General features: G+C 37.5%; 20 protein-coding genes. 13 read left to right on the top strand and 7 right to left on the bottom strand.

Features of this window, described 5'->3' with window-relative positions; translation table 11 throughout:
* Nucleotides 1-392: 392 nt before the first annotated feature.
* From B0M43_RS13045 to dnaK, 7 genes are all read right to left on the bottom strand, one after another.
* Nucleotides 393-1,226 carry an outer membrane beta-barrel protein gene (locus B0M43_RS13045; RefSeq protein WP_168199938.1) on the bottom strand — a complete coding sequence of 278 codons (834 nt, stop codon included), beginning with the start codon at nt 1,224-1,226 and terminating at the stop codon, nt 393-395.
* Nucleotides 1,227-1,293: 67 nt separating this feature from the next.
* Complete coding sequence (locus tag B0M43_RS13040) at nt 1,294-8,907, bottom strand: MBG domain-containing protein (RefSeq protein ID WP_144825144.1); 7,614 nt, start codon at nt 8,905-8,907, stop codon at nt 1,294-1,296.
* Between the two features lie 812 nt (nt 8,908-9,719).
* Nucleotides 9,720-10,070 carry a helix-turn-helix domain-containing protein gene (locus tag B0M43_RS13035; RefSeq protein ID WP_078008035.1) on the bottom strand — a complete coding sequence of 117 codons (351 nt, stop codon included), beginning with the start codon at nt 10,068-10,070 and terminating at the stop codon, nt 9,720-9,722.
* A 107-nt stretch (nt 10,071-10,177) separates the two neighbouring features.
* The gene (locus B0M43_RS13030) at nt 10,178-10,927 is read right to left on the bottom strand and encodes a hypothetical protein (RefSeq protein WP_078008036.1); all 750 of its coding nucleotides are present in this window, start codon (nt 10,925-10,927) and stop codon (nt 10,178-10,180) included.
* On the bottom strand, nt 10,924-12,183 hold the full coding sequence (locus B0M43_RS13025; RefSeq protein WP_078008037.1) for a site-specific integrase: 1,260 nt from the start codon (nt 12,181-12,183) through the stop codon (nt 10,924-10,926). Before B0M43_RS13025 ends, B0M43_RS13030 begins: the two co-directional genes overlap by 4 nt.
* Nucleotides 12,180-12,737, bottom strand: a complete 558-nt coding sequence (locus tag B0M43_RS13020) for a helix-turn-helix domain-containing protein (RefSeq protein WP_246860108.1) — start codon at nt 12,735-12,737, stop codon at nt 12,180-12,182. Before B0M43_RS13020 ends, B0M43_RS13025 begins: the two co-directional genes overlap by 4 nt.
* A gap of 201 nt (nt 12,738-12,938) precedes the next feature.
* A complete protein-coding gene (gene dnaK / locus B0M43_RS13015) occupies nt 12,939-14,819 on the bottom strand; it encodes a molecular chaperone DnaK (protein WP_065447498.1) in 1,881 nt (626 codons plus the stop codon).
* A 367-nt stretch (nt 14,820-15,186) separates the two neighbouring features.
* Between dnaK and B0M43_RS13010 the strand changes: the two genes are divergently transcribed.
* The 13 genes from B0M43_RS13010 to B0M43_RS12950 all read left to right on the top strand — a co-directional run bounded on the left by B0M43_RS13010 (nt 15,187) and on the right by B0M43_RS12950 (nt 25,006).
* Complete coding sequence (locus tag B0M43_RS13010; RefSeq protein ID WP_078008039.1) at nt 15,187-15,417, top strand: hypothetical protein; 231 nt, start codon at nt 15,187-15,189, stop codon at nt 15,415-15,417.
* A gap of 5 nt (nt 15,418-15,422) precedes the next feature.
* A complete protein-coding gene (locus tag B0M43_RS13005; protein ID WP_078008040.1) occupies nt 15,423-16,124 on the top strand; it encodes a hypothetical protein in 702 nt (233 codons plus the stop codon).
* Between the two features lie 75 nt (nt 16,125-16,199).
* On the top strand, nt 16,200-16,874 hold the full coding sequence (locus tag B0M43_RS13000; RefSeq protein ID WP_078008041.1) for a WG repeat-containing protein: 675 nt from the start codon (nt 16,200-16,202) through the stop codon (nt 16,872-16,874).
* 119 nt (nt 16,875-16,993) lie between these two features.
* Nucleotides 16,994-18,262, top strand: a complete 1,269-nt coding sequence (locus B0M43_RS12995) for a Na+/H+ antiporter (RefSeq protein ID WP_078008042.1) — start codon at nt 16,994-16,996, stop codon at nt 18,260-18,262.
* Between the two features lie 140 nt (nt 18,263-18,402).
* On the top strand, nt 18,403-19,065 hold the full coding sequence (locus B0M43_RS12990; protein ID WP_078008043.1) for a hypothetical protein: 663 nt from the start codon (nt 18,403-18,405) through the stop codon (nt 19,063-19,065).
* A 33-nt stretch (nt 19,066-19,098) separates the two neighbouring features.
* Nucleotides 19,099-19,566: a hypothetical protein gene (locus tag B0M43_RS12985; RefSeq protein WP_078008044.1), complete on the top strand. Its 468-nt coding sequence runs from the start codon at nt 19,099-19,101 to the stop codon at nt 19,564-19,566.
* Between the two features lie 21 nt (nt 19,567-19,587).
* The gene (locus tag B0M43_RS12980; protein ID WP_078008045.1) at nt 19,588-20,235 is read left to right on the top strand and encodes a hypothetical protein; all 648 of its coding nucleotides are present in this window, start codon (nt 19,588-19,590) and stop codon (nt 20,233-20,235) included.
* Between the two features lie 96 nt (nt 20,236-20,331).
* Entirely contained in the window at nt 20,332-20,769 is a 438-nt protein-coding gene (locus B0M43_RS12975; protein ID WP_065447490.1) for a thioesterase family protein, read from the top strand.
* A gap of 87 nt (nt 20,770-20,856) precedes the next feature.
* Complete coding sequence (locus B0M43_RS12970) at nt 20,857-21,708, top strand: mechanosensitive ion channel family protein (protein WP_078008046.1); 852 nt, start codon at nt 20,857-20,859, stop codon at nt 21,706-21,708.
* A 103-nt stretch (nt 21,709-21,811) separates the two neighbouring features.
* The gene (locus B0M43_RS12965) at nt 21,812-22,804 is read left to right on the top strand and encodes an alpha/beta fold hydrolase (protein WP_123921831.1); all 993 of its coding nucleotides are present in this window, start codon (nt 21,812-21,814) and stop codon (nt 22,802-22,804) included.
* Nucleotides 22,805-22,922: 118 nt separating this feature from the next.
* Entirely contained in the window at nt 22,923-23,312 is a 390-nt protein-coding gene (locus B0M43_RS12960) for a DUF1398 domain-containing protein (RefSeq protein ID WP_078008047.1), read from the top strand.
* 16 nt (nt 23,313-23,328) lie between these two features.
* Complete coding sequence (locus B0M43_RS12955; protein ID WP_078008048.1) at nt 23,329-24,159, top strand: ThuA domain-containing protein; 831 nt, start codon at nt 23,329-23,331, stop codon at nt 24,157-24,159.
* Nucleotide 24,160: 1 nt separating this feature from the next.
* Nucleotides 24,161-25,006 (top strand): sulfurtransferase, encoded by an 846-nt coding sequence (locus B0M43_RS12950; protein WP_078008049.1) that lies wholly within the window; start codon nt 24,161-24,163, stop codon nt 25,004-25,006.
* Nucleotides 25,007-25,125: the final 119 nt, after the last annotated feature.

The raw sequence follows: 25,125 nt of genomic DNA, 5'->3' as shown, positions 1-25,125 counted from the left end.
CTGAAAATAAAATTATACATATAACTATTCAATAAGATGGATTTATCAATCAAAAGCATAGACATATTCTCTCAAAAACTCTATCGTTTTCAATAAAAGTGTATAAATGGAGAAAAAAGTTGAAATATTTAAAAAAAATAGAACGCAAGTAAAATAAGGATCTAAGAAGTTTAGGTTCGAAACTATTATAAGCAAGTTCTAAAACTTTGTTGTATCTGCCATTTAACAGTTGGGATACTTTTAAATGCTGGATATCATTTTTTTGAGTTTTTCCTAAATAAAAAAAGTTTATTGAAACGAATTTCAATAAACTTTTGGAAACATTATATCTTATGATCCATATAAAGATCTTGATTATAAGTCAAGACCTTTTATAATTTAAAAAAATGAATTTATTTAAAATTCCATGCTAATGTCACCCCAAAGGCAACAGGACGAATTTTTGCATTTTCATCCGTGCTGTACAATCCATTGGCTTTTCTATCTGCAACTGATGTTGGGTTATATCCTATGTAAGACTCATCTTTATTCTGATCAACAATAGAACCATACCCATTTTCAAGAAACATTGCTACATATAATGCATTTTTTGCCCCCATATCAAATGTAAAACCCAACTCAAACATACTCATTACGATACCCTTAGTTTCGTATTCACCAGATGCTGAATAATTGCTTTGACTACCAAAACCATACTCTGGTAAGTCATCAATAGTTAAATTAACATCTGGATAATAACCCGTACCATTTACATTAGTTGCTGTTGCTTTTATTTTATAATTCACAGGTAAAAAGTACTTCGCTCCTGCTCTAAAATTAAAATCAATTCCTTTATTAATATTCATTTTGTACTGTACGAAAAGTGGAATTTGAATAGCATGCAAGGTTTGTCTTTCTTTATAATTACTTGCTGTAATCCTATATTCAAAAGCAGAAGTAGAAGGATCTACTTCATAATTACTGAGCGTTGCCGATGAATTACTTAAGAAAACATCCTGTTTGTACTGAGAAAATTCTATCCCGGTACCAATTCCGATATGATTGCTTAAAGAATAAATATACCCCACTTTTATTGCACCTCCAAGTTCATAACTGGCAGATGTCGCTTTAATATTACTTAGAATGCTTCCTGCTCCTGATTGGACACCTACATAAAACTGTGCAGACATTACTTGTGAAATTAAAAAAGCTGTTATCCCAATTGTATTTTTTACATTCAATTTCATAATTGTTTTTTTCATTAGAATAATCCATCCTCATTTATAAAAATGAGGATTTCATACTCTTGATTATTTAATTTTTAACCAGAATGTTTTTAGTAAAATATTTCCCATTTGTTAAGGTCATTTTTAGAATATAAATTCCCTCAGCAGTTGGTGCTTCTAAAGTCACTGTACTCTCACTAGTTATTTTATTATCTATTAACAAACCACCTATACTATACACTTCAATTCGAGCATTCTGTAAGCTTGAAGAAGGTACATTGGTAAGAAGTTGATAACTCGCATTTGTTTTAACAGGGTTTGGAAAAATTCTTATATATTGCTCCTCTACTGTTGGAGATAAAGTTAACGGACAAGTAGTAATCAATGTGCCATCTAGTTTTGTAGCCACTGCATAATAACTTCCATTTAAATCCCCATTTTCTTTGTAATACTGATGATTTTGACCAGGAACTAAAACTCCATTTTTGTACCAGGTGTATGATTTAAAACTTTTTGAACTATTATCAAAGAAAATAACATCTTCAAATTGTTTTCTAATTAAATTAGGTTCACTATTTACTATAGGCAATACTACTGCCGGAGCAGCATTATAGTTGTTATTTCCCCCTTGTGAACCAGTGATAATGGCTGAGCCATAATCTTTAATAGTTAATAAACTATTTGATACAGTTGCAATATTATTATTAGAAGAAGTATAATTTACAGCCAGACCACTACTGGACGTAGCTGTTAATATAATTGTAGCTTCTCCATCACAACCAGATACTAAAGTTTGATTCCAGGTAATTGTTTGATCAGCTTTAGTTATAGTGAAATCGTTACCAGCATAAGTAATAGTGTAGTTATTACCTGCACTCAAACTTCCCTGACTAATTGCATAAGTCCCTACATTTTCTCCTAGTGCTCTTGTCAGTACTCCATTAAATGCATCTCCATTTATTAGGTTTGGCAAAACCGAATAAGTAAATACAGGATCAGTAGTACCATACACTTTTGCTTTCGATGTAGCAGTTACGGTTATCGTTTTCTTTCCAATCGTCAAATCAGCACTTGTATAAGCCAAAGTATAATTTCCGCTTAAGGCAAGAGTACCTTGATTAATTGCATAAGTTCCCACGTTTTTGCCAGCAACCCTGCTTAAGTTTCCTGTAAAAGTATCTGTTCCAATCAGTGCCGGGCTGAAGGTATAAGTCAATGCAGGATCAGCATCGCCATAGGTTTTGCTTTTCGCTGCAGCCGTTACCATTACCGTTTTTGCGCCAATGGTTAAATCTGCAGTGATATAAGTTAAAGTATAGTTACCGTTTAATGCAAGCGTTCCTTGGTTAATTGTATACGTACCGACATTTTCACCAGGTGATCTTGTTAAATCTCCATTGAAAGTATCTGTTCCAACTAGTGCCGGAGCAAAGGTATAAGTCAGTGCAGGGTCTACATCGCCATAGGTCTTGCTTTTCGCTGCCGCGGTTACCGTAACCGTTTTCGCACCAATGGTTAAATCAGCACTAATATAAGTTAAAGTATAGTTACCGTTTAATGCAAGCGTTCCTTGGTTAATTGCATAAGTCCCGACATTTTCACCAGGTGATCTTGTTAAATCTCCATTGAAAGTATCTGTTCCAACTAGTGCCGGAGCAAAAGTATAAGTCAGTGCAGGATCAGCATCCCCGTAAGTTTTGCTTTTCGCAGCAGCTGTTACCGTCACTGTTTTCGCACCGATCGTTAAATCAGCACCAACATAAGTTAAAGTATAGTTACCGTTTAATGCAAGCGTTCCTTGGTTAATTGCATACGTCCCGACATTTTCACCAGGTAATCTTGTTAAATCTCCATTGAAAGTATCTGTTCCAACTAGTGCCGGAGCGAAGGTATAAGTCAAAGCAGGATCAGCATCACCATAAGTTTTGCTTTTCGCAGCAGCCGTTACCGTAACAGTTTTTGCACCGACCGTTAAATCAGCACTGATGTAAGTTAAGGTATAGTTGCCATTCAGTGCAAGTGTACCCTGGTTGATCGAATAAGTTCCCACGTTTTCACCAGGTGATCTGGCCAAGCTTCCCGTGAAGATATCTGTTCCGGTTAATGCCGGAGCAAAGGTATAAGTCAAAGCAGGATCAGCATCACCATAAGTTTTGCTTTTCGCAGCAGCCGTTACCGTCACTGTTTTTGCACCAATGGTTAAATCTGCAGTGATATAAGTTAAAGTATAGTTACCGTTTAATGCAAGCGTTCCTTGGTTAATTGCATACGTCCCGACATTTTCACCAGGTGATCTTGTTAAATCTCCATTGAAAGTATCTGTTCCAACTAGTGCCGGAGCAAAGGTATAAGTCAAAGCAGGATCAGCATCGCCATAAGTTTTGCTTTTCGCAGCAGCTGTTACCGTAACCGTTTTCGCACCAATCGTTAAATCAGCACTAATATAAGTTAAAGTATAGTTGCCATTTAGTGCAAGTGTACCTTGGTTAATTGCATACGTCCCGACATTTTCACCAGGTGATCTTGTTAAATCTCCATTGAAAGTATCTGTTCCAACTAGTGCCGGAGCGAAGGTATAAGTCAAAGCAGGATCAGCATCGCCATAAGTTTTGCTTTTCGCTGCCGCGGTTACCGTAACCGTTTTCGCACCAATCGTTAAATCAGCACTAATATAAGTTAAAGTATAGTTGCCATTTAGTGCAAGTGTACCTTGGTTAATTGCATACGTCCCGACATTTTCACCAGGTGATCTTGTTAAATCTCCATTGAAAGTATCTGTTCCAACTAGTGCCGGAGCAAAGGTATAAGTCAGTGCAGGATCAGCATCGCCATAGGTCTTGCTTTTCGCAGCAGCTGTTACCGTCACTGTTTTTGCACCAATGGTTAAATCAGCACTAATATAAGTTAAAGTATAGTTACCGTTTAATGCAAGCGTTCCTTGGTTAATTGCATAAGTCCCGACATTTTCACCAGGTGATCTTGTTAAATCTCCATTGAAAGTATCTGTTCCAACTAGTGCCGGAGCAAAAGTATAAGTCAGTGCAGGATCAGCATCCCCGTAAGTTTTGCTTTTCGCAGCAGCTGTTACCGTCACTGTTTTTGCACCAATCGTTAAATCAGCACTGATATAAGTTAAAGTATAGTTACCGTTTAATGCAAGCGTTCCTTGGTTAATTGCATACGTCCCAACATTTTCACCAGGTAATCTTGTTAAATCTCCATTGAAAGTATCTGTTCCAACTAGTGCCGGAGCAAAAGTATAAGTCAGTGCAGGATCAGCATCGCCATAGGTCTTGCTTTTCGCAGCAGCTGTTACCGTCACTGTTTTTGCGCCAATGGTTAAATCAGCACTAATATAAGTTAAAGTATAGTTACCGTTTAATGCAAGCGTTCCTTGGTTAATTGCATAAGTCCCGACATTTTCACCAGGTGATCTTGTTAAATCTCCATTGAAAGTATCTGTTCCAACTAGTGCCGGAGCAAAGGTATAAGTCAGTGCAGGATCAGCATCCCCGTAAGTTTTGCTTTTCGCAGCAGCTGTTACCGTCACTGTTTTTGCACCAATGGTTAAATCAGCACTAATATAAGTTAAAGTATAGTTACCGTTTAATGCAAGCGTTCCTTGGTTAATTGCATAAGTCCCGACATTTTCACCAGGTGATCTTGTTAAATCTCCATTGAAAGTATCTGTTCCAACTAGTGCCGGAGCAAAAGTATAAGTCAGTGCAGGATCAGCATCCCCGTAAGTTTTGCTTTTCGCAGCAGCTGTTACCGTCACTGTTTTTGCACCAATCGTTAAATCAGCACTGATATAAGTTAAAGTATAGTTACCGTTTAATGCAAGCGTTCCTTGGTTAATTGCATATGTACCGACATTTTCACCAGGTGATCTTGTCAAATCTCCATTGAAAGTATCTGTTCCAACTAGTGCCGGAGCAAAAGTATAAGTCAGTGCAGGATCAGCATCACCATAGGTTTTGCTTTTAGCATCAGTAGTAACGGCAATAGTCAATGGAGCAACTGTACTGCTTGGTATAGCTGTAATTACATTAGCTGCTCCAGCACTGCTCAATGTGACATTAGTGCCTGCATAAGTATTGGCAGCGGCAGTGTTTTTTAATCTTACATAAATAACTTGTGATATTACACCAGCAGATCCTGCTATAATAGTATTGCTAAATGTAATATTATCTGTACTTACCTCAAAACCTGCTGGTGGGCTAACCAATACACCTGCGGTCATGTTTACTCCAGAAACTGTAAAACTTGTTGAAGATGAAGCTGTACCATAAGTAGTTGTGAAAGCACTTAAAGTTCCTGTTGCTGTTATCGTTGGTGCAGCGACATAGGTGAACTGGTCGCTGGCGCTGGTCGCGCTGGTGCCTCCTGTTGTAGTGATGCGCACATCAATGGTGCCTGTTCCTGCCGGTGCGGTCGCCGTGATTTGTGTTGCCGAGTTAACGGTGTAGCCTGTAGCCGCCGTAGCGCCAAAGGTCACCGCCGTCGCCCCGGTGAAGCTGGTTCCTGTAATGGTCACGCTAGTACCTCCGCTAGCCGGGCCGCTGGTTGGGGTCAAAGCCGTTACCGTTGGTCTTGGAACATAGGTGAACTGGTCGCTGGCGCTGGTCGCGCTGGTGCCTCCTGCTGTTGTGATGCGCACATCAACGGTACCTGTTCCTGCCGGTGCGGTCGCCGTGATTTGTGTTGCTGAGTTAACGGTGTAGCCTGTAGCCGCCGTAGCGCCAAAGGTCACCGCCGTAGTCCCACTAAAGTTGGTTCCTGTAATGGTCACGCTAGTACCTCCGCTAGCCGGGCCGCTGGTTGGGCTCAAAGCCGTCACCGTTGGTCTTGCGACATAGGTAAACTGGTCGCTGGCACTGGTCGCGCTGGTGCCCCCTGCTGTAGTGATGCGCACATCAACGGTACCTGTTCCTGCCGGTGCGGTCGCCGTGATCTGTGTTGCCGAGTTAACGGTATAGCCTGTAGCCGCCGTAGCGCCAAAGGTCACCGCCGTAGCCCCACTAAAGTTGGTTCCTGTAATGGTCACGCTAGTACCTCCACTAGCCGGGCCGCTGGTTGGGCTCAAAGCCGTCACCGTTGGTCTTGCGATATAGGTAAACTGGTCGCTGGCACTGGTCGCGCTGGTGCCTCCTGCTGTAGTGATACGCACATCAACGGTGCCTGTTCCTGCCGGTGCGGTCGCCGTGATCTGTGTTGCCGAGTTAACGGTGAAGCCTGTAGCCGCCGTAGCGCCAAAGGTCACCGCGGTAGTCCCGCTGAAGTTGGTTCCTGTAATGGTCACGCTGGTGCCTCCACCGGTCGGGCCGCTGGTTGGGCTCAGGGCCGTTAGCGTTGGTGCGGCGATATAGGTAAACTGGTCACTGGCACTGGTCGCGCTGGTGCCTCCTGTTGTAGTGATGCGCACATCAACGGTGCCTGTTCCTGCCGGTGCGGTCGCCGTGATCTGTGTTGCCGAGTTAACGGTGAAGCCTGTAGCCGCCGTAGCGCCAAAGGTCACCGCCGTAGTCCCACTAAAGTTGGTTCCAGTAATGGTCACGCTAGTACCTCCACCGGTCGGGCCGCTGGTTGGGCTCAAAGCCGTTAGCGTTGGTGCGGCGACATAGGTAAACTGGTCGCTGGCACTGGTTGCGCTTGTGCCCCCTGTTGTAGTGATGCGCACATCAACGGTGCCTGTTCCTGCCGGTGCGGTCGCCGTGATCTGTGTTGCCGAGTTAACGGTGAAGCCTGTAGCTGCCGTAGCACCAAAGGTTACCGCCGTAGTCCCACTAAAGTTGGTTCCAGTAATGGTCACGCTAGTACCTCCACCGGTCGGGCCGCTGGTTGGGCTCAAAGCCGTCACCGTTGGTGCGGCGATATAGGTAAACTGGTCGCTGGCACTGGTTGCGCTAGTGCCCCCTGCTGTAGTGATGCGGACATCAACGGTGCCTGTTCCTGCCGGTGCGGTCGCCGTGATCTGTGTTGCCGAGTTAACGGTGAAGCCTGTAGCCGCCGTAGCGCCAAAGGTCACCGCGGTAGTCCCACTAAAGTTGGTTCCTGTAATGGTCACGCTAGTACCTCCACTAGCCGGGCCGCTGGTTGGGCTCAGGGCCGTTACCGTTGGTCTTGCGACATAGGTGAACTGGTCGCTGGCACTTGTTGCGCTTGTGCCTCCTGCTGTAGTGATGCGCACATCAACGGTACCTGTTCCTGCCGGTGCGGTCGCCGTGATCTGTGTTGCCGAGTTAACGGTGAAGCCTGTAGCCGCCGTAGCGCCAAAAGTCACCGCCGTCGCCCCGGTGAAGCTGGTGCCGGTAATGGTCACGCTAGTGCCTCCTCCGGTCGGGCCGCTGGTTGGGCTCAGGGCCGTTACCGTTGGTCTTGCCACATAGGTAAACTGGTCGCTGGCGCTGGTCGCGCTGGTGCCTCCTGTTGTAGTGATGCGCACATCAACGGTGCCTGTTCCTGCCGGTGCGGTCGCCGTGATCTGTGTTGCCGAGTTAACGGTGAAGCCTGTAGCCGCCGTAGCGCCAAAAGTCACCGCCGTCGCCCCGGTGAAGCTGGTGCCGGTAATGGTCACGCTAGTGCCTCCACCGGTCGGGCCGCTGGTTGGGCTCAGGGCCGTTACAGTTGGTCTTGCGACATAGGTGAACTGGTCGCTGGCGCTGGTCGCGCTGGTGCCTCCTGTTGTAGTGATGCGCACATCAACGGTACCTGTTCCTGCCGGTGCGGTCGCTGTGATCTGTGTTGCCGAGTTAACGGTAAAGCCTGTAGCCGCCGTAGCGCCAAAGGTCACAGCCGTCGCCCCGGTGAAGCTGGTGCCGGTAATGGTCACGCTAGTGCCTCCACCGGTCGGGCCACTAGTTGGGCTCAAAGACGTTACCGTTGGTGGTGCAGAAGTGGTAAATTGCTGATCCACTCCATAAGCAGTACCAACACTATTTATGGCATAAGCACGTACATGATAAGTTGTAGAACTCGACAGTGTTGTTTCATTATATGAATATGTACCTACTGTTGTTCCAGCAACTATTATTTTGGTATTGGCAGTTGTAGGATTAAGGGTTGCTGAATAAACAAAGCCTTTTTCTGTTACTGTAGCAAAACCAGCGCTTACCAAATTCCCATTAAAGGTTGCAGTGGTACCACCTACAGGTGTTGGCGCATTTGTAATAATCTTTGGAGAAGGATCATAAGTAAAGCTTGTTACGCCCACATAAAAATCGGATGCACTGGTATTATTTGGAAATTGAGCATTTGTAGTGATGGTCAACACCACCTCATCAATATCCGTCCAGCCAGTAAAACTATATGGATAAGATGTATTGGCAGCTGCAAGATAAACGTTTTGGGTGTTTTTTATCGCCCCCGCTTTTTTGCCTTCAATTGTTAAATACTGATCCTGGCTAAAGGTTTGAAAATTAATCGTATTAAAATTAAAATTCTGACCATCAGCCCGCTTTATGGATGTTTTCGCATTTCCAATAGGCGTGGCCGTTGGATCGCCAGACTGGAGCCATAGTGTTTGGTCATTATATGAAAAAAAAGCTGGGCTATTAGCCAACATTGTAAATGTCCAACTTTCTTGAGCAGCAGTCGTCTGCGTAAAAGATGTTGTTCCCAACTGTGTTCCATTTGAATTGCTCACAAGATTGGCAAAATCGAGTGTTTTGGTCTGCCCATAGGCCACCAATTGAACAATCATTAAACAAATTAATAAGTAAAATTTTCTCATCATAATGGATATATTAGTTGGATTTTCTAAATTTATTGGGATTATTTTCTGTTTTTATAGAAAATAATAGACATTTGCTTTAATATAAATATTGAAACATCAAAAAAGTAGTTTATTATTATTTTCAGAAATTAACCAGGCGTAATTCTTTTTTTTAATAATTGAAGCTGTCAATTGATTAAATAACTTTTATTTGAATACTTAATAAATTTGAAGATAGTGCTCGAAAACTGGGTCTGTTCTTTAATATTAGATGAAAAAATATAAAGCAACCACATTAATTTAAAAGTAAAGTTATTTTTCATAGGCTTGGGTATTTATCGAAGAATCAAATTTATCATAAATAATCAAACAATGTTAAAATTTAGTTATTTTTTTAAAAAAAACTTTAACACTCATTAATTTAATTAATTTATTAATCTTATCGGCAAATTTATCTCAGCAGATATAATTACAATTTTGTCATATTAAGATTTATAAAGATTTTTTTTAAGTACATTATGTATTATCATATGACCAAAAAGACATTACTCAACAAGACATGTAAACCAAATTAGTAAAGTCAATGAAAGACAGTGCCTACCTGTAATAAACCAATCTCTTTAAATCATCCATAAAAAGTGTTGAAATTTGTCCTGTCCCTGTCACTATAAAAAGTAAAATCCTTAAAAATTTAGATTTTTAAGGATTTTTTGTTCAAATTCATTTACATATAACATATCGCTTTGTATTAAATGCTTTTTGATGATCTACTAGAGTGACACAAGTTTTGCTACTAGCTGTTATCCCTCTATTTTTTTTCGATTATCATTATACTTCAATACTTCTGATTCGATTTCGTGTATTGTTTTCTTTTTCCCTTTAGAAATCCAGTCTAAAAGTTCCTCTTCAAAAAAATACAGCTTTTTACCATATTTATAGCAAGGTATTTTTCTCTGCCTTACAAGAGCGTAAATTGTAGGCTTTGCTTTTCCAATCAGCCGGCTTGCTTGTTCAATACCGACAGGAATACTTTTGTCTTTCGATTCATATACCTGCACATTCTGAATCATAAGTTTAATCTCTGCAATTTCTTTCACTAAGTGCGCTACTGCTTTGGGTAGGTTCTCAAAAGAGATTTCATTTATATCCATAGCCGTCGTTTTTAATAGTTATGATGCAAATGAAAAAAGTGTTTCTGCTGTGTCCTTCTTCACAACAAAAACACCTAAAAAACACAGTGATTTACCAGTATCGGCATTTAAAAATCGGTAAAATCTTCCATAATCTTTATAAGACCTTTCTGTTCATCATCTTTGAGATGCGTTTTAATGCTGTTCTGCTCAACATCTTTTAAAGCGTCAGCAAAAGTCAGTTTTAAAAATTGTGCAGCTCTGTCCTGCCTGCTGACTTTAAAACAATTCCAGATATTCCAGCCAAAATGATACAGATCGAGATTGGACAGATCTTTTACTTTTACCGGTTTAATCTTTTCAAAATTTATTCCTTCAGCATATATGATTATATTCTTTCCCAATTGCTTCAACTCATCATCCGACAAGTACAGCGCAAACTCCTGCTGTGCATAACGGATGGCTGTATCAATCCTTTCCTGTTTTTGATTTCTGGCTGCATTTTGCCGCTCCTCCCTTAACTGCTGAATATCGATGGCTGCATTTGTATTTTCGGGCATTTCGGGCTTAATTAAACCATCCTGAAGCTCCTCTTCTATTTTTTCAAGGTTTTCATTTGGAATTCGACTTTCAGGCAATTCATTTTTTTCAGCTTTCAAAAAACGATTCACCAATCTCTCAGCCAAATCGTTTAGAAATAAACTTAGAATTGCAAACATTAAAACTCCAAATCCAGTGCTGATCCAAAAGAAAACGCCGGCCGTATATTCATCGGCGCCTTTTTCCAGCAGCACCAGTCTTCCGATTGCACCGACAAAGACGCAGACTAAAAAAACAGACAGGTAAACTGCAATATATTCGAAGTACTTTATTTTCATTGCGCTCTTTTCTTTAAAGATTCCAATTGTATTGCCTGCGAAGCTCTGTTTTTTTTCTCATCTATTACTTTGGCGTAGATTTGAGTAGTTTTTACGTTGGTATGCCCCAGCATTTTGCTGACCGTATAGATGTCTGTCCCGCTGGACAGCTGCAGTGTTGCAAATGTATGGCGGAAGCTGTGGAAGGTAATGTTTTTTTTAATTCCTGCAGATTCAACCCATTTTTTCAGAGGACGTGAAATCCACGACGGGTCCATCAGATCCTCAAACACAAGCTGCCCGGGAAGCCTTGGCTCTCCACAGAGATCTAAAGCCTGCTCAGAAATAGGCATATATTCGACACCCCTTGTCTTTTTCTGCGTAAAATGCAGTTTGGCCATGCCGTCTTCCAGGCTTATCTCTTTCCAGCGGAGTTTCTGAATGTCGGAATGCCGCAGGCCGGTAAGCGCTGAGAAAAGCGCGGCTCTTTTAAGGACATCTTTTTCGCAGGGCGTTTGGGCCAATCCGTTCAATTCTTTAATGGTAAGATATTCGCGTCTTGATTCCTGCTCCGGTATGCCTCTTACTTTTGAAGATAAATCAACGGTTAAATATCCATCAATAAAAGCCTGTTTCAAAGCGGCTTTAAATATGGAAAAATACGTTCCGGCAGTGTTGCGGGAAATGGTTCCCTTTTTGCCTCCTCCGAGCGGAGCGGCCAGCAGAAACAGTTTAAAATCTTCCGCCATTCTGCCGTCAATCTGGGAAAACATCAGCCTGCCTTTGGAATAGCTTTTTAAAAATTCTCTGGTCCGCTGCCAATTGATCATAATGGATTTTGAACTTCGGGCGTGTCTTTTAGCCGCCACAGCGGCAATGTATTTAATAAAATCCTCTTTTCCTTTTTCTTTCTGCTCAGCCAATAGGTTCTCAGCATCACTGTACAGATCTGTATTATCGTATTCTTTCTGCCGGATTTTACGCACTGCGTCAGCATAGAGCATTATCTCGCGGTCGCTCTCGCTTCTGCAGATTATTATTCCGTTATCGCTGCGTCTGGGTTTGTAGGATTTTATGCCTTCTGCATCCGTGCGGGCAGTTCTATTCTTGTCCCACTCCACTGTTGTTACGGATCTGTTTAAATATTCACGGATTCTCTGGGGTGTTTTCTTTCCGCAAACCTCAACAGGATAGCTTTCTATGTAGACATACCATTCCTTTCGGTCTTCTGCTTTTCGAAGACGCACAGTCACCTTGGTTTTTGCTAATTGTTTCATATAAAATCATTTCCGTTATACAAGTTATCAATTTCGCTTTTTGGAGCATATACATGCTTTCCCATCTGCCTGGTAGGTATTGAATATTTCCTGATATGATTGTAGACAGAACCTTCAGATATTTGAAATCTCTGAGCTATTTCACCGATGGAATAGCAGTCTTCTTTTTCAAGGCTGTATAATTTTTTCTTCGGTGCCCTCTCAGCCTGCACAAGGTTGCGCTCAGGGCCGAACATCTCTTCCATGATGCTTCGGTCTATCCTTACAAGGCGGGTTCCAAGATTAACTGACGGAATTTTTCCCTGTCCGACAAGCCTGTAGAGGGTTCTTTTGGCAATGCCAAAAAGCATGCCAGCTTCAGGGACAGAAAGAAATGCCCTGCTCTGGGGTATTTTATCTGCCAGCGCCTTGACCTGGTCTTCAATTTTAAGCCGCCTCATCTTGAGTTTGTATGCTTTTTTACTGCATCTATGTGAGCAGTAAAGAGAAGCAACGGTTTTAGGCAGGAAATCCTCCCCGCAGTTAAGACATTGTTTATTTATTCTTTTTATCATCTTTGTCTCCCTTTAAGGTACCATAAGTAGACATAAGTGCCACTTTGTCTCCTTTTAAGTGCCGGTACAAATATGGTACAAATATATAGCAAAAAACGATTAAAAAATAGCAGAAACCAAAAAGAATAAAAAAGAAAAACCGCTGTAAACATTTAGCTTACAGCGGTTTAACACTTAATATTAACTGATGTTAATCAGTAATTATTTGACCTCTTCGAATTCAACGTCTTCAACATTGTCTCCAGATTGCTCTTGTTGTGGAGCAGCTTGTTGACCTTGTTCTCCTTGAGCGTACATAGCTTCTGTAGCTGTTTTCCAAGCTGCATTGATGTTGTCAAGAGCCGTTTGAATAGCTGGAATGTCTTGAGATTGGTGCGCCATTCTCAATTCAGTTAAAGCGTACTCTACAGCAACTTTGTGGTCGTCAGCAAGTTTGCTTCCTAACTCTTTCAATTGACTTTCTGTTTGGAAAATCATGCTGTCAGCTTCGTTTAATTTCTCAGCTCTTTCTTTAGCTATTTTATCAGCGTCAGCGTTAGCTTCAGCATCTTTTTTCATTTTTTCGATTTCTTCAGCTGTTAATCCAGAAGAAGCTTCGATACGGATATCGTGAGATTTTCCAGTTCCTTTATCAGTTGCAGAAACTTTGATGATACCATTTGCATCAATATCAAAAGTAACCTCGATTTGAGGAACTCCTCTTGGTGCTGGTGGAATACCATCTAAGTGGAAACGACCGATAGTTTTGTTATCAGCAGCCATAGCTCTTTCTCCTTGTAATACGTGGATTTCAACAGATGGTTGAGAATCAGCAGCAGTAGAGAATACTTGAGATTTTTTAGTTGGAATAGTTGTGTTAGACTCAATTAATTTAGTCAATACACCACCCATAGTTTCGATACCTAAAGAAAGAGGTGTTACGTCAAGTAACAATACATCTTTTACATCTCCAGATAAAACTCCACCTTGAATAGCAGCTCCAATAGCAACAACTTCATCAGGATTAACTCCTTTAGATGCTTTTTTACCAAAGAATTTCTCTACTTCGTCAGCGATTCTTGGCATACGAGTAGAACCTCCAACAAGGATTACTTCGTCGATATCAGATGTAGATAAACCTGCATCTTTTAATGCTTTAGCAACTGGCTCCATAGAACGTTTTACTAAAGTATCAGATAATTGCTCAAATTTAGCTCTAGATAATTTTTTCACTAAGTGTTTTGGTCCAGAAGCAGTAGCAGTTACGTAAGGTAAGTTGATTTCAGTTTCAGCAGAAGATGACAATTCAATCTTAGCTTTCTCTGCAGCTTCTTTCAAACGTTGCAATGACATTGGATCTAAACGTAAATCAATACCTTCTTCAGATTTGAAATCGTCAGCTAACCAGTCAATAATAACCTGGTCAAAATCATCTCCACCTAAGTGAGTATCACCATTTGTAGATAATACTTCGAATACACCGTCTCCTAATTCAAGAACAGAGATATCAAAAGTACCTCCACCTAAATCGTAAACAGCAATTTTTTGATCAGTTCCTTTTTTATCTAATCCGTAAGCAAGTGCAGCAGCAGTTGGCTCATTGATGATACGCATAACTTTAAGACCAGCAATTTCACCAGCTTCTTTAGTAGCTTGACGTTGTGCATCGTTAAAGTAAGCAGGAACAGTAATAACCGCTTCAGTTACAGTTTGACCTAAATAGTCTTCAGCAGTTTTTTTCATTTTTTGAAGTGTCATTGCTGACAATTCTTGTGCAGTGTATAAACGACCGTCAATATCCACACGTGGCGTATTGTTGTCACCTTTTACAACACTGTAAGGAACTCTTTTTGCCTCTTCCTGAGTTTCAGCAAAAGTGTGTCCCATAAAACGTTTAATAGAAGCAATCGTTTTTGTAGGATTCGTTACCGCTTGTCTTTTTGCAGGATCACCCACTTTAATTTCTCCACCTTCAACAAAAGCGATGATAGATGGCGTTGTTCTTTTTCCTTCTGCGTTAGGAATAACAACTGCTTCGTTACCTTCCATTACAGAAACACAAGAGTTCGTCGTACCTAAGTCAATTCCGATTATTTTACCCATTTTTTATATATTTAATTTTGATATACTATTTATAACTCAGGTGGCATAAGTCAATCTTTGTGCCAATATAAAAAACCAAAGTAAATTGTCAGTTTTCATGTCGGCACAATAAAAACAATCTGACAACATGACATTTTTAAAACCTGACATTCATGGCATATCAGTACGTTACGTGTCATTATCAGGAGCTGCTTCCCGCTATCCGCTATATCTTTTATGCCGCTGCGGCGGACATAAAAGGATACCGCTTCTATCGGGGCTAGGGCAATTGCATTCATAAGAACTTTATAATTCACAATAAGCCATTGTTGGACTGAACTCATTACTTTATCGGGAAAATACTATATATTTGAAAAACTCAAAACCTATGAAAAACAGGGAAAAACAATGGCGTGAAATGATTCATTTTTACAATCTCGAAGTAAATCATATCAGGACAAATGAAAAATTAGATGCAGATTTAAGAATTTCATACGAAAATGATCTATGGGAATTCCGTGGCATTTCCTTACTGGTGAAAACGGAAATATTATTTAAAAAAAATCTTAGTGGTCCTTCTGAAATTGAAAATTTAGAAAAACAACTTAGTAAAAATTAATTCCCATGGAAGACAACAGCATCCTTATTTTTAGTTCAATCATCATTACAGGACTTTTTGTATTTAAAGATATTTTAAAATGCGATATCTCCATAAAACACTATGAAAAAACAGCAACAAAAAAACTAATCTTGTTGTTATTTATTGGTACACAAATCAATCTTTACTCACAAACACATAAGTTAAAGGATAATTTCACTATCACTATAAGAACCGAAGAAGGTGACCTAAATAATGATGGCCTAATTGATAAAGTTTTACTTAAAATGGATACCATAAATCAAACACAGCCATTAAAATTAGAAATCTATTTTTTACAAAAAAGCGGAAACTATAAATTAAGCGTATCCACAAAAAATTTAATAGAACCTCAATATCCAAATGGAAAATATGGAGGAAATCAAATTCCTGATTTTACTATTGAAAATGGCGGTTTGAACTTGTATTCCGAAATCAAAAAGAATCACTTTACACATACATTCAAATTCAACAATGGAAATTTTGAATTACGACATATATCAAACGTCGTGTGGGACGGTAATAATTTAACTACTGAAACTGAATTTAATCTTTTAACGGGAGTAAAAACTGAAATAACAAAAGCTTTAGGTTCTGAAAAAACTATAAAAAAGACAACAAAAAAAATCATAGTGAAGCCATTGCCTTTAATTACTAGTTTTAGAGCTTATGATAGTAACCTGAATTAAAAACCCATAGACTTAAAAAAGTTTTACATTCAGAAAAACGTAAAAACAAAAAGCTCTCCCCTATTTTTAATAATTATGAAAACTGCATTTACACTTATATTAATACTACTCTCGATTGCAACTTTTGGTCAAAAAAAAGGCAATAAGGATTATTTAATTTCTTATGTGGATTCTACTTCCGGAAAGGAATTAATCGGTTATAAATCTTTGAATGGCAAAATCGTTATCAAAGCAAAATATCAAAATGGTTCTGACACTTTACACAAAATGGCAATTGTGCAAAATTCAGAATTTGAGTTTATAGGTATCGATAAAAACGACCTTGTTATACTAAAACCATACATTTACGACAACGGTCCTGATTATGTAGAAGAAGGTTTATTTAGATTTGTAGAAAATGATAAACTTGGTTTTGCGAATTTAGATGGTCAAAAAATAATTAAGGCCAAATATGATTTCGCAACACCTTTTTCTAATGGCATTTCTGAATATGCAATAGGTGGAGAAAAAATTTATGAAAATGGTAAAACCAAAAATGAAATCCTAAAAGAAAGCGGATACGAAGGATTAATTGACAAACATTGGACTTGGGGAGGAAATAGTACAGAAAATGGATATTTAAACCAATACGGCCAGGAATTTGAAACGATTACCGAACTAAAAAACAACAAAAGAGAAGCCTGGACAAAAGATAAAAAACATTATTTATTAAACAAAAAAGGGCAAATAATAAAAACGTATCCAAAATAAAGAATAAGATAGTTAAAAATAATTCTGTAACAAGTAATCTTACCTCACAGTCTTCTATCCAGAATATTTTTTTGTACACATTGAAATTAATTACATTAGCATTTTTCTAAATCCAAAAAATGGAAAATTACAGCATTATTATTTTTATTCTTGCGATCGTAATTGGATTGTCAGCCTTTGCTGATACTATAAAATTACCGCAACCCATTTTACTTATTATAGTAGGAGTTGCAATTGGTTTTATACCAACAATGTCCGAAATTGAAATCAATCCTGAAATCATATTCCTGATATTTCTTCCGCCATTATTGTACGATGCCTCTTTTAATATTTCTCCAAAACACTTCAAAACCAATCTTAGTACAATAAGTACACTGGCAATCCCTTTGGTTTTTCTTACCACGTTTTGGATCGCTGTCGTTGCACATTACACAATCCCTAATATGACATGGCCTTTGGCATTCGTTTTGGGAGCCATACTTTCTGCCACTGATGCAGTTGCTGCCATAAGCATTACAAAAGGACTAGGTATATCTCATAAAACCATTACCATACTCGAAGGTGAAAGCCTTATTAATGATGCATCGGCATTGGTTGCATATCGATTTGCCATTGCCACAGCAATGGGTTCTGCATTTATAATCTGGAAAGCTACTTTACAATTTGTACTTTTATTAGGTGGAGGTTTTCTAGTAGGTTTTATTATGGCAAAAATTCTGAGTTCTATATTAAACAGAGTCCATAAAAATATAAATGTTACGATTAGCTTCATGCTGTTAATGCCTTTTGTAACGTATCTTATTGCGGAACATTTGCATGTTTCGGGAGTAATTGCCGTAGTTATTTTAGGTTTAGCAATAGCTCGTTTCAGTAAAAAAATATTCCCTGAAACCTTAAAAAATCAATCCCGAAGTCTTTGGGATATTATCATTTTTTTATTGAATGGCTTAATCTTTATTTTAATCGGACTTAATTTTCGATATATCCTAAAAGGTATCGACAATGATATGATCTTACCTTACATTGGCTATGCCTTTATAATTACACTTGTAGCTTTATTGATTAGGATGGTCAGGATTTTTCTTCAGAAAATAAATCTTCAAAAAGCATTTCAAAATAACAAACGAAAAAGAAAAATTAGTGCTGATGCCCTTTTAGACTTTAACAATAGTATTATCCTGGGCTGGTCAGGCATGCGTGGAATTGTTTCTCTCGCCATTGCAATTGGTATTCCAAAAGAACTTGAGGACGGAACTCCTTTTCCGCAACGAACCGTTATTATATTTATTTCTGTAGCAGTTGTTTTGATGACGCTTATTGGGCAGGGTCTTACTTTACCCTGGATTGTAAAAAAATTGAGTGTTAAAGAGGATGAATCAAACTTATAACTTTTAATTTAATATCCTAAAACCTCGATTATATTACCATTTTAACAAATAAAAAACCTTTTAAATCTTTGTACTATTTTTTCTATATTTTTACCTCATAAAAAAAACATCTAATTTAACTAAACCCAAAAACCAACTCAATGAATGACAATTTAAAATACGCTGCAAAACTATTCAGCAGCGCAACATTTAGCTTTTTTAAAATCAATATCCTCGGACAATTTTTATATGCCCTTATAGGTGTTTTTACCCTATTTACTATTATTTATCAATCAGGTCATGGAATGGGACACGTAACTGCATCAGCTGCAGTAATGCTGTTATTCGCCTTAAGACCTATTGGTTTTGGCTTAACAATGATTACTCTGTTAGCCGGTCCGTTCTTAATTTTTGCTTTGGGTAATAAATACATAATGTCAAAAATCATTCATAAATTATTATCAGACAAAGGAGAGGTTTTATTATTCCCGATCATTGATAAAGTCCTTAACAAAGTAAAATCTAAACAACCTGACTTATTTAAAAAAGGAACTGATAAAACTAAATTACAACTAAAATTAATTCAGGAACTCAAAGATTCTAACGAGAACAAATGGTTAAAGAAAATCATCATATATGGTTTTAAAAAAGTAAATCTTGATGATGTTGATTTTACAAATGAAAATGTAAGTTTTACCGATATTGTAAAAGAAAAAATGATTACAGGCTTAAAAAATACATCACAACCAAGTAGAAATTTTTTCTGGATCATTTTGGGAATCCAAATCGTTATCTTAATATTAATTCTTACCCGATTGATCTAAGATTTTAAATAAAAAACTATCAAAACCGATACAATGAATCAGGAATTAGAAAGTCATTTTGATGAATTTGACAAAGTACCCGTAATAAGAAGAAAACTTTTACCATGGTGGATTAAAACTTTTTGTTGGATTTTTATGGTTTTGGCAATTTGCGCTGTTGCATCTGCTATTATCAATCTTTTTACCCCAAACGTAAATCTATCTCTTTATGGTTTTTCCAGCAATACTGCTTTTTCAGGAATTGGAGCATTTATTATTGCGATTATGATATTCAAAGGTTTTGCGGCTTATTCTCTTTGGTTCGAAAAACCCAATGCAATCTCAATTGGTAAAATTGATGCTATTTGCGGAGTAGTCATTTGCATAGCATCAATGTTTGTGTTGCCTTTTATGAATAATAATAGTCATTTTATGTTTCGTTTAGAAATTTTGTTACTTATTCCTTACTATATGAGATTAAACAAAATCGAATACGAATGGGACAACTTAGAAATCTTGTGAATGTAACCTAATTTAAAAAAAATGAAATCGTCAATCCTACTTTTATTACTCGCTTTTAGTTTGAATGTAAATTCACAGCAAAAAACAATAGTTAAAAAACACGATACTTTTAATAAAAAAATCAATATCAGCAACGAAAAACTAAAGTCATTTATTCCTAAAGGTTACGAAGCAATTGCAGAAAAAAAAGGTAACCTGAACCTTGACAAAACCGAAGATTGTATTTTGGTTATACGCAAAACAACTGAAGAAACGACTTCAAATATGGATGAAGGCAAACCAGACAAAAGAATCGTATTGCTTTTATTAGGTCAAAAAGACGGAAGTTATAAATTGGCTTATAAAAACCAAAATGTTGCTGATTGCATAGATTGCGGTGGCGTTTTTGGAGATCCTTTTAGCGGAATTTCCATAAAAAACGGTTACTTTTCTATTGAACACAAAATCGCCGGCGGTCATCATTGGGAACAAATTATTACATTCAAATTCAACAAAACCAAAAACAATTGGTATTTATACAAAGACCATTTTATCAATTATGTTCTCAATACAAGTAACGATCCTAATGCAGAAGCTCTTATTGCGGATGTTGATAAACTAAAAACTGTTAAGGATTTTGGCGAAATTTCATTTCAAAACTTCAATATTTATTCTAAAAAAGGATATTAATTTTATGCTCTTATTTTAATAGTACTTTATATATTTCTAACAAACAGTTTCCTAATTTATTTGTAATTTCGATTTTCATTAAAATACAAATATAAAATGGCTTCATTTATTAAAGAAATATCTTTTCGCTGGTCTGATCTTGACCCAAATTTTCACGTTCGTCATAGTGCTTATTACGATTTTGGAGCACAACATCGTATCGAAATTCTTGAAGAACTGGGCCTGACACTAAAGGTAATGCAAACACAAAGTTTTGGACCTGTTTTATTTAGAGAAGAATGTGTTTTCAGGAAAGAATTAAAACTTTCTGATAAGATATTCCTTCACACCAAAACATCAAAAATGAAAGCTGATGCCTCTCGTTGGTCAATAGTTCACGAATTCAGAAGAGAAGATGATACACTTTGTGCTGTTATTACAGTTGATGGTGCCTGGATGGATACTAAACTTCGCAAATTAGCTTCTCCAACGCCAGCAATTGCAATTGAAGCTTTGAGTATTTTCCCAAAAAGTGACGATTTCGTAGGCTTATAAAACAAACTTCATTTTTCTTAACTTTATGAAATCCAAAAAACGATATTTTAAATATATGTTTTTTGGATTTTTTAAAATTCAAAACTCATGATCGATTACGAAAAAGACTTCAGAATACTTATTATTATCACTATAATTGGGCTTGTTACAATTGTTTTGGGAGCTGTTACAGACAAAGTACTTCGTTATTTTTTGTATCGAAAATTAACCGATAAAGAATATGATGCGACAGGTTTTCGATTTTTAAAACACTTAATCATAACTGTAATCTATATATTAGGATTTGCCTTTGCTTTAATACAAATTCCAGAATTTAAAATTATTGGTCATTCGTTTTTAGCCGGTGCCGGAGTAATTTCGTTAGTCGCTGGTTTAGCGTCTCAACAAGCTTTGAGCAATATTGTAAGCGGCATTTTTCTCGTTATTTTTAAACCTTTTCGAATTAATGATAAAATCACCATCAATAATTTTGTTGGTACAGTTGAAGATATTAATTTGAGACAAGTAGTCCTGAAAGATGCAGAAAATAACCGAATCATAATTCCAAATTCTGTTATTAGCAATCAGATTATTGTTAATACCAATATGCACGACACAAAATCCTGTAAAATAATAGAAATTGGCGTTGGTTATGATTCTAATATCGAAAAAGCGTTGGAAATCATGAAAGAAGAAGTAGCCAAACATCCGCTATTTATAGACAACAGGACGGCTGAAGATAAAAAACAAAAAAAAACATTGGTGACAGCTCGTGTTGTAGCCCTGGCAGATTCAAGCGTAACATTAAAAGCATGGGCGTGGGCGAAAAATTCTACAGATGCGTTTATAATGTATTGTGACTTACTGCAAAGTATCAAAAAACGTTTTGATGAGGATAATATTGATATTCCGTATCCGCAACAGGTGGTAACTTTTAAGAACAATAAAAATCAAGAGTGATCCTTCCTCTTTAATTTCTGATAATTTTAAGATTTTAATTTTTGATTTTAAAATCGTTAACTTTAATTTTATAAATACTCTTAAACGAAAATTCATCAAAAAAATGAGAAAGATTAAATTCATACTGTTACTACTCCCCTTTTTGTGCTTTTCGCAGCAAGAAAACATAAAGACCCTGGACATCAATTTAACCAATTACGAATATCCTTTTCCTGTACAATTCTTAGGATTGAGTAATCAGCGTCAGAATCTTAAGATGGCGTATATGGATATCAAACCTGATCATTACAACAACAAAACTATTGTTTTACTTCACGGTAAAAATTTCAATGGTGCATATTGGGAAACTACTATAAAAGCCCTGACAAAAGAAGGATACAGGGTAATTGTTCCCGATCAGGTAGGTTTTGGAAAATCATCTAAACCCGATAATTTTCAATATACTTTTCAGCAATTGGCAGAGAATACCAAGAAATTACTGGATCATTTAGGAATCGAAAAAACAACTATCTTAGGACATTCGATGGGCGGAATGCTGGCCACAAGATTTGCTCTCATGTATCCTGAAACTACTGAAAAATTAGTTCTCGAAAACCCAATTGGTTTAGAAGACTGGAAACTGGTTGTACCTTATAAACCCGTAGATTGGTGGTACGAATCAGAACTAAAACAAAACTATCAGAATATAAAAAGCTATCAAATGGCGAACTATTATGACGGAAAATGGAATGCCGATTTCCAGAAATGGGCTGAACTTGGCGCCGGCTGGACAACAGCTCCTGATTATGCAAGAGTAGCCTGGAATTCGGCTCTAATGTATGATATGATTTTTACGCAACCTGTTTTATACGAGTTTAAAAACATCAAAAGTCCAACGCTTTTAATCATCGGAACAAGAGACAAAACAGCTATAGGAAAACCTTTGGTATCTGAAGAAGTCAGAAAAACAATGGGAAATTATCTTGAATTGGGTAAAAAAACACAAAAAGCAATCCCGAATGCCAAACTAGTCGAAGTACCAAATACCGGACATTTACCGCATATTGAATCTTTCGACCAATTTATAAAACCATTAATAGCATTTTTGAAACAATAATTTTTTTCGCCACAAATTACATTAATTTACACTAATTTTTATCTGCAGATTCTACAATTTAATTCGTGGAAATTAGTGTAATTCTCGGCAAACCTTTTAATAATCTAAATCAAATATTATGTTTACAATCGAACAAATAAAAGAAGCTCATGCCAAAGTACAAAGTGGCGCAGATTTTCCAAATTATATACAAGACCTGATTATTTTGGGCGTAAAAGGATATGATACCTTTGTTAATAACGGAAATGTAGAATATTACGGCGTAAATAATTACAAAGTTTCTACTGACGAAAAATATCCTGAAATTCAGGTGGCTCCGGTAGCCAATAAAGAACGTTTTATCGAATTTTTGGTCATGCATCAGGACGGTCAAACCGATTATCTAACTTTCTGTAATCATGCTGCCCAATCCGGAATTGCAAAATGGCGCGTTGATATCATCGAAATGACTTGCACTTATTTCGACAAAGCTGATAATGAAATATTGATCGAAAAAATCCCTGGTTAATAAAAAATAAAACTTCATGTGTAAAAAATTCATTCTGATTGCGTTATTATCTATTTGCGCTATAGGCTTTACCCAAAATAAAAAAGTAAAATCTAAATTTAAAGTAATTGCTTTTTATACGGCTAAAAACGATCAGGCACATATCAGTTTTGTACATGAAGCCAATAAATGGTTTCCAAAAATAGCCGAACAAAATCATTTTGAATACGATTCTACCAGCAATTGGGATAATTTAAACGCTAATTTTTTATCAAAATATCAGGTTGTCTTATTTTTAGACACAAGACCGGAAACGTCAAGTCAGCAAGAAGCTTTTCAGAAATATATGGAAAATGGCGGTAGTTTTATCGGATTTCATTTTTCGGCATTTGCGCTAAACGATTCTGCTTATCCGCAAAACTGGAATTGGTACCACAATACCTTTTTAGGTTCAGGAGAATATGCAAGCAATACGTGGCGACCAACATCGGCAGTTTTACGAATTGAAAATCAGCATCCTGCAACGAAAAACATTCCTAAAACATTCAAATCAGCACCAAACGAATGGTACAGATGGAGCAATGATTTAAGAAAAAATCCGGATATCAAAATCCTTGTAGCGATTGATGAGAGCAGTTTTCCGTTAGGAACTGGCCCAAAACCGAATGAAATTTGGCATGAAGGTTATTATCCTGTCGTCTGGACCAATAAAAACTACAAAATGCTCTATGTAAACATGGGGCATAATGATATAGATTATGAACACGGAACTAATAAAACGCTTTCGTATACTTTTGAAAATGAACCACAAAGCCAATTAATCTTAAACGGATTACTTTGGTTAGGCAATTCTAAAAAAATAAAATAAAATGTCAAAACTTTCTCCCATCATAAATCCAGAAGAACTTTTAAAACTAAAAGAAGCTTCTAACGTTGTTTTGATTGATGCCAGAGCAGGAATCAATGCCAGTGAAAATTATCAAAACGAACATCTAAAAGACGCTCGTTTTGTAGATTTGAATAAAGATTTGGCAACTGTTGAAGATCCTGCAAACGGAGGAAGACATCCTTTACCTTCTTTAGAAAAATTTTCTCAGGTACTTTCAAAAATCGGAATTTCACCTTCAAGCCATGTGATCATTTACGATGATAAAAACGGATCGAATGCAGCAGCAAGATTTTGGTGGATGTTACGCTCAATTAACCATGAAAAAGTTCAGGTTCTTAATGGAGGTTTACAGGCAGCAATAAAAGTGGGTTTTTCTGTCAGTTCTGCATTAGAAACTGTTGAACCAACTGAAAAATATCCAATTTCAAAATGGAGTCTGGCTCAGGCCGATATGGAAGAAGTCGAAAAGGCCCGAAATAAGAAAGAAAATATTGTAATTGATGTAAGAGATAAAAACCGTTTTGACGGCTTAACAGAACCGCTGGATTTAATTGCAGGTCATATTCCTGGCGCTATCAATGTTCCTTTTAGTGAAAATTTAAACGAAGATGGATTTTACAAATCGCCAGAAGTTTTAGCAAAAAAATACAATGAAATTATAGGCGATAAAAAACCTGACAATGTAATTGTACATTGCGGTTCAGGAGTTACCGCCTGTCATACTTTATTGGCAATGGATTATGCCGGAATTCCAATTCCAAAATTATACGTAGGTTCCTGGAGCGAATGGTCGAGAAACGATCGCGAACTGGCAACCAAAAAATAGATCAACTGAAAAAACATTTAACACATAGATAATCTTAAAAACTTATTTGTCACAGATTTCACAGATTAAAAAGATTAATCATTCTAATCTGTGAAATCTGTGGCAAAAAGCAACAATTA

It is taken from the genome of Flavobacterium sp. KBS0721 (assembly GCF_002007065.3).
Classification (GTDB): Bacteria; Bacteroidota; Bacteroidia; order Flavobacteriales; family Flavobacteriaceae; genus Flavobacterium; species Flavobacterium piscis.
The sequence above is the reverse complement of the archived record's forward strand: the minus strand, read 5'-3'. Positions and strand labels throughout refer to the sequence as shown.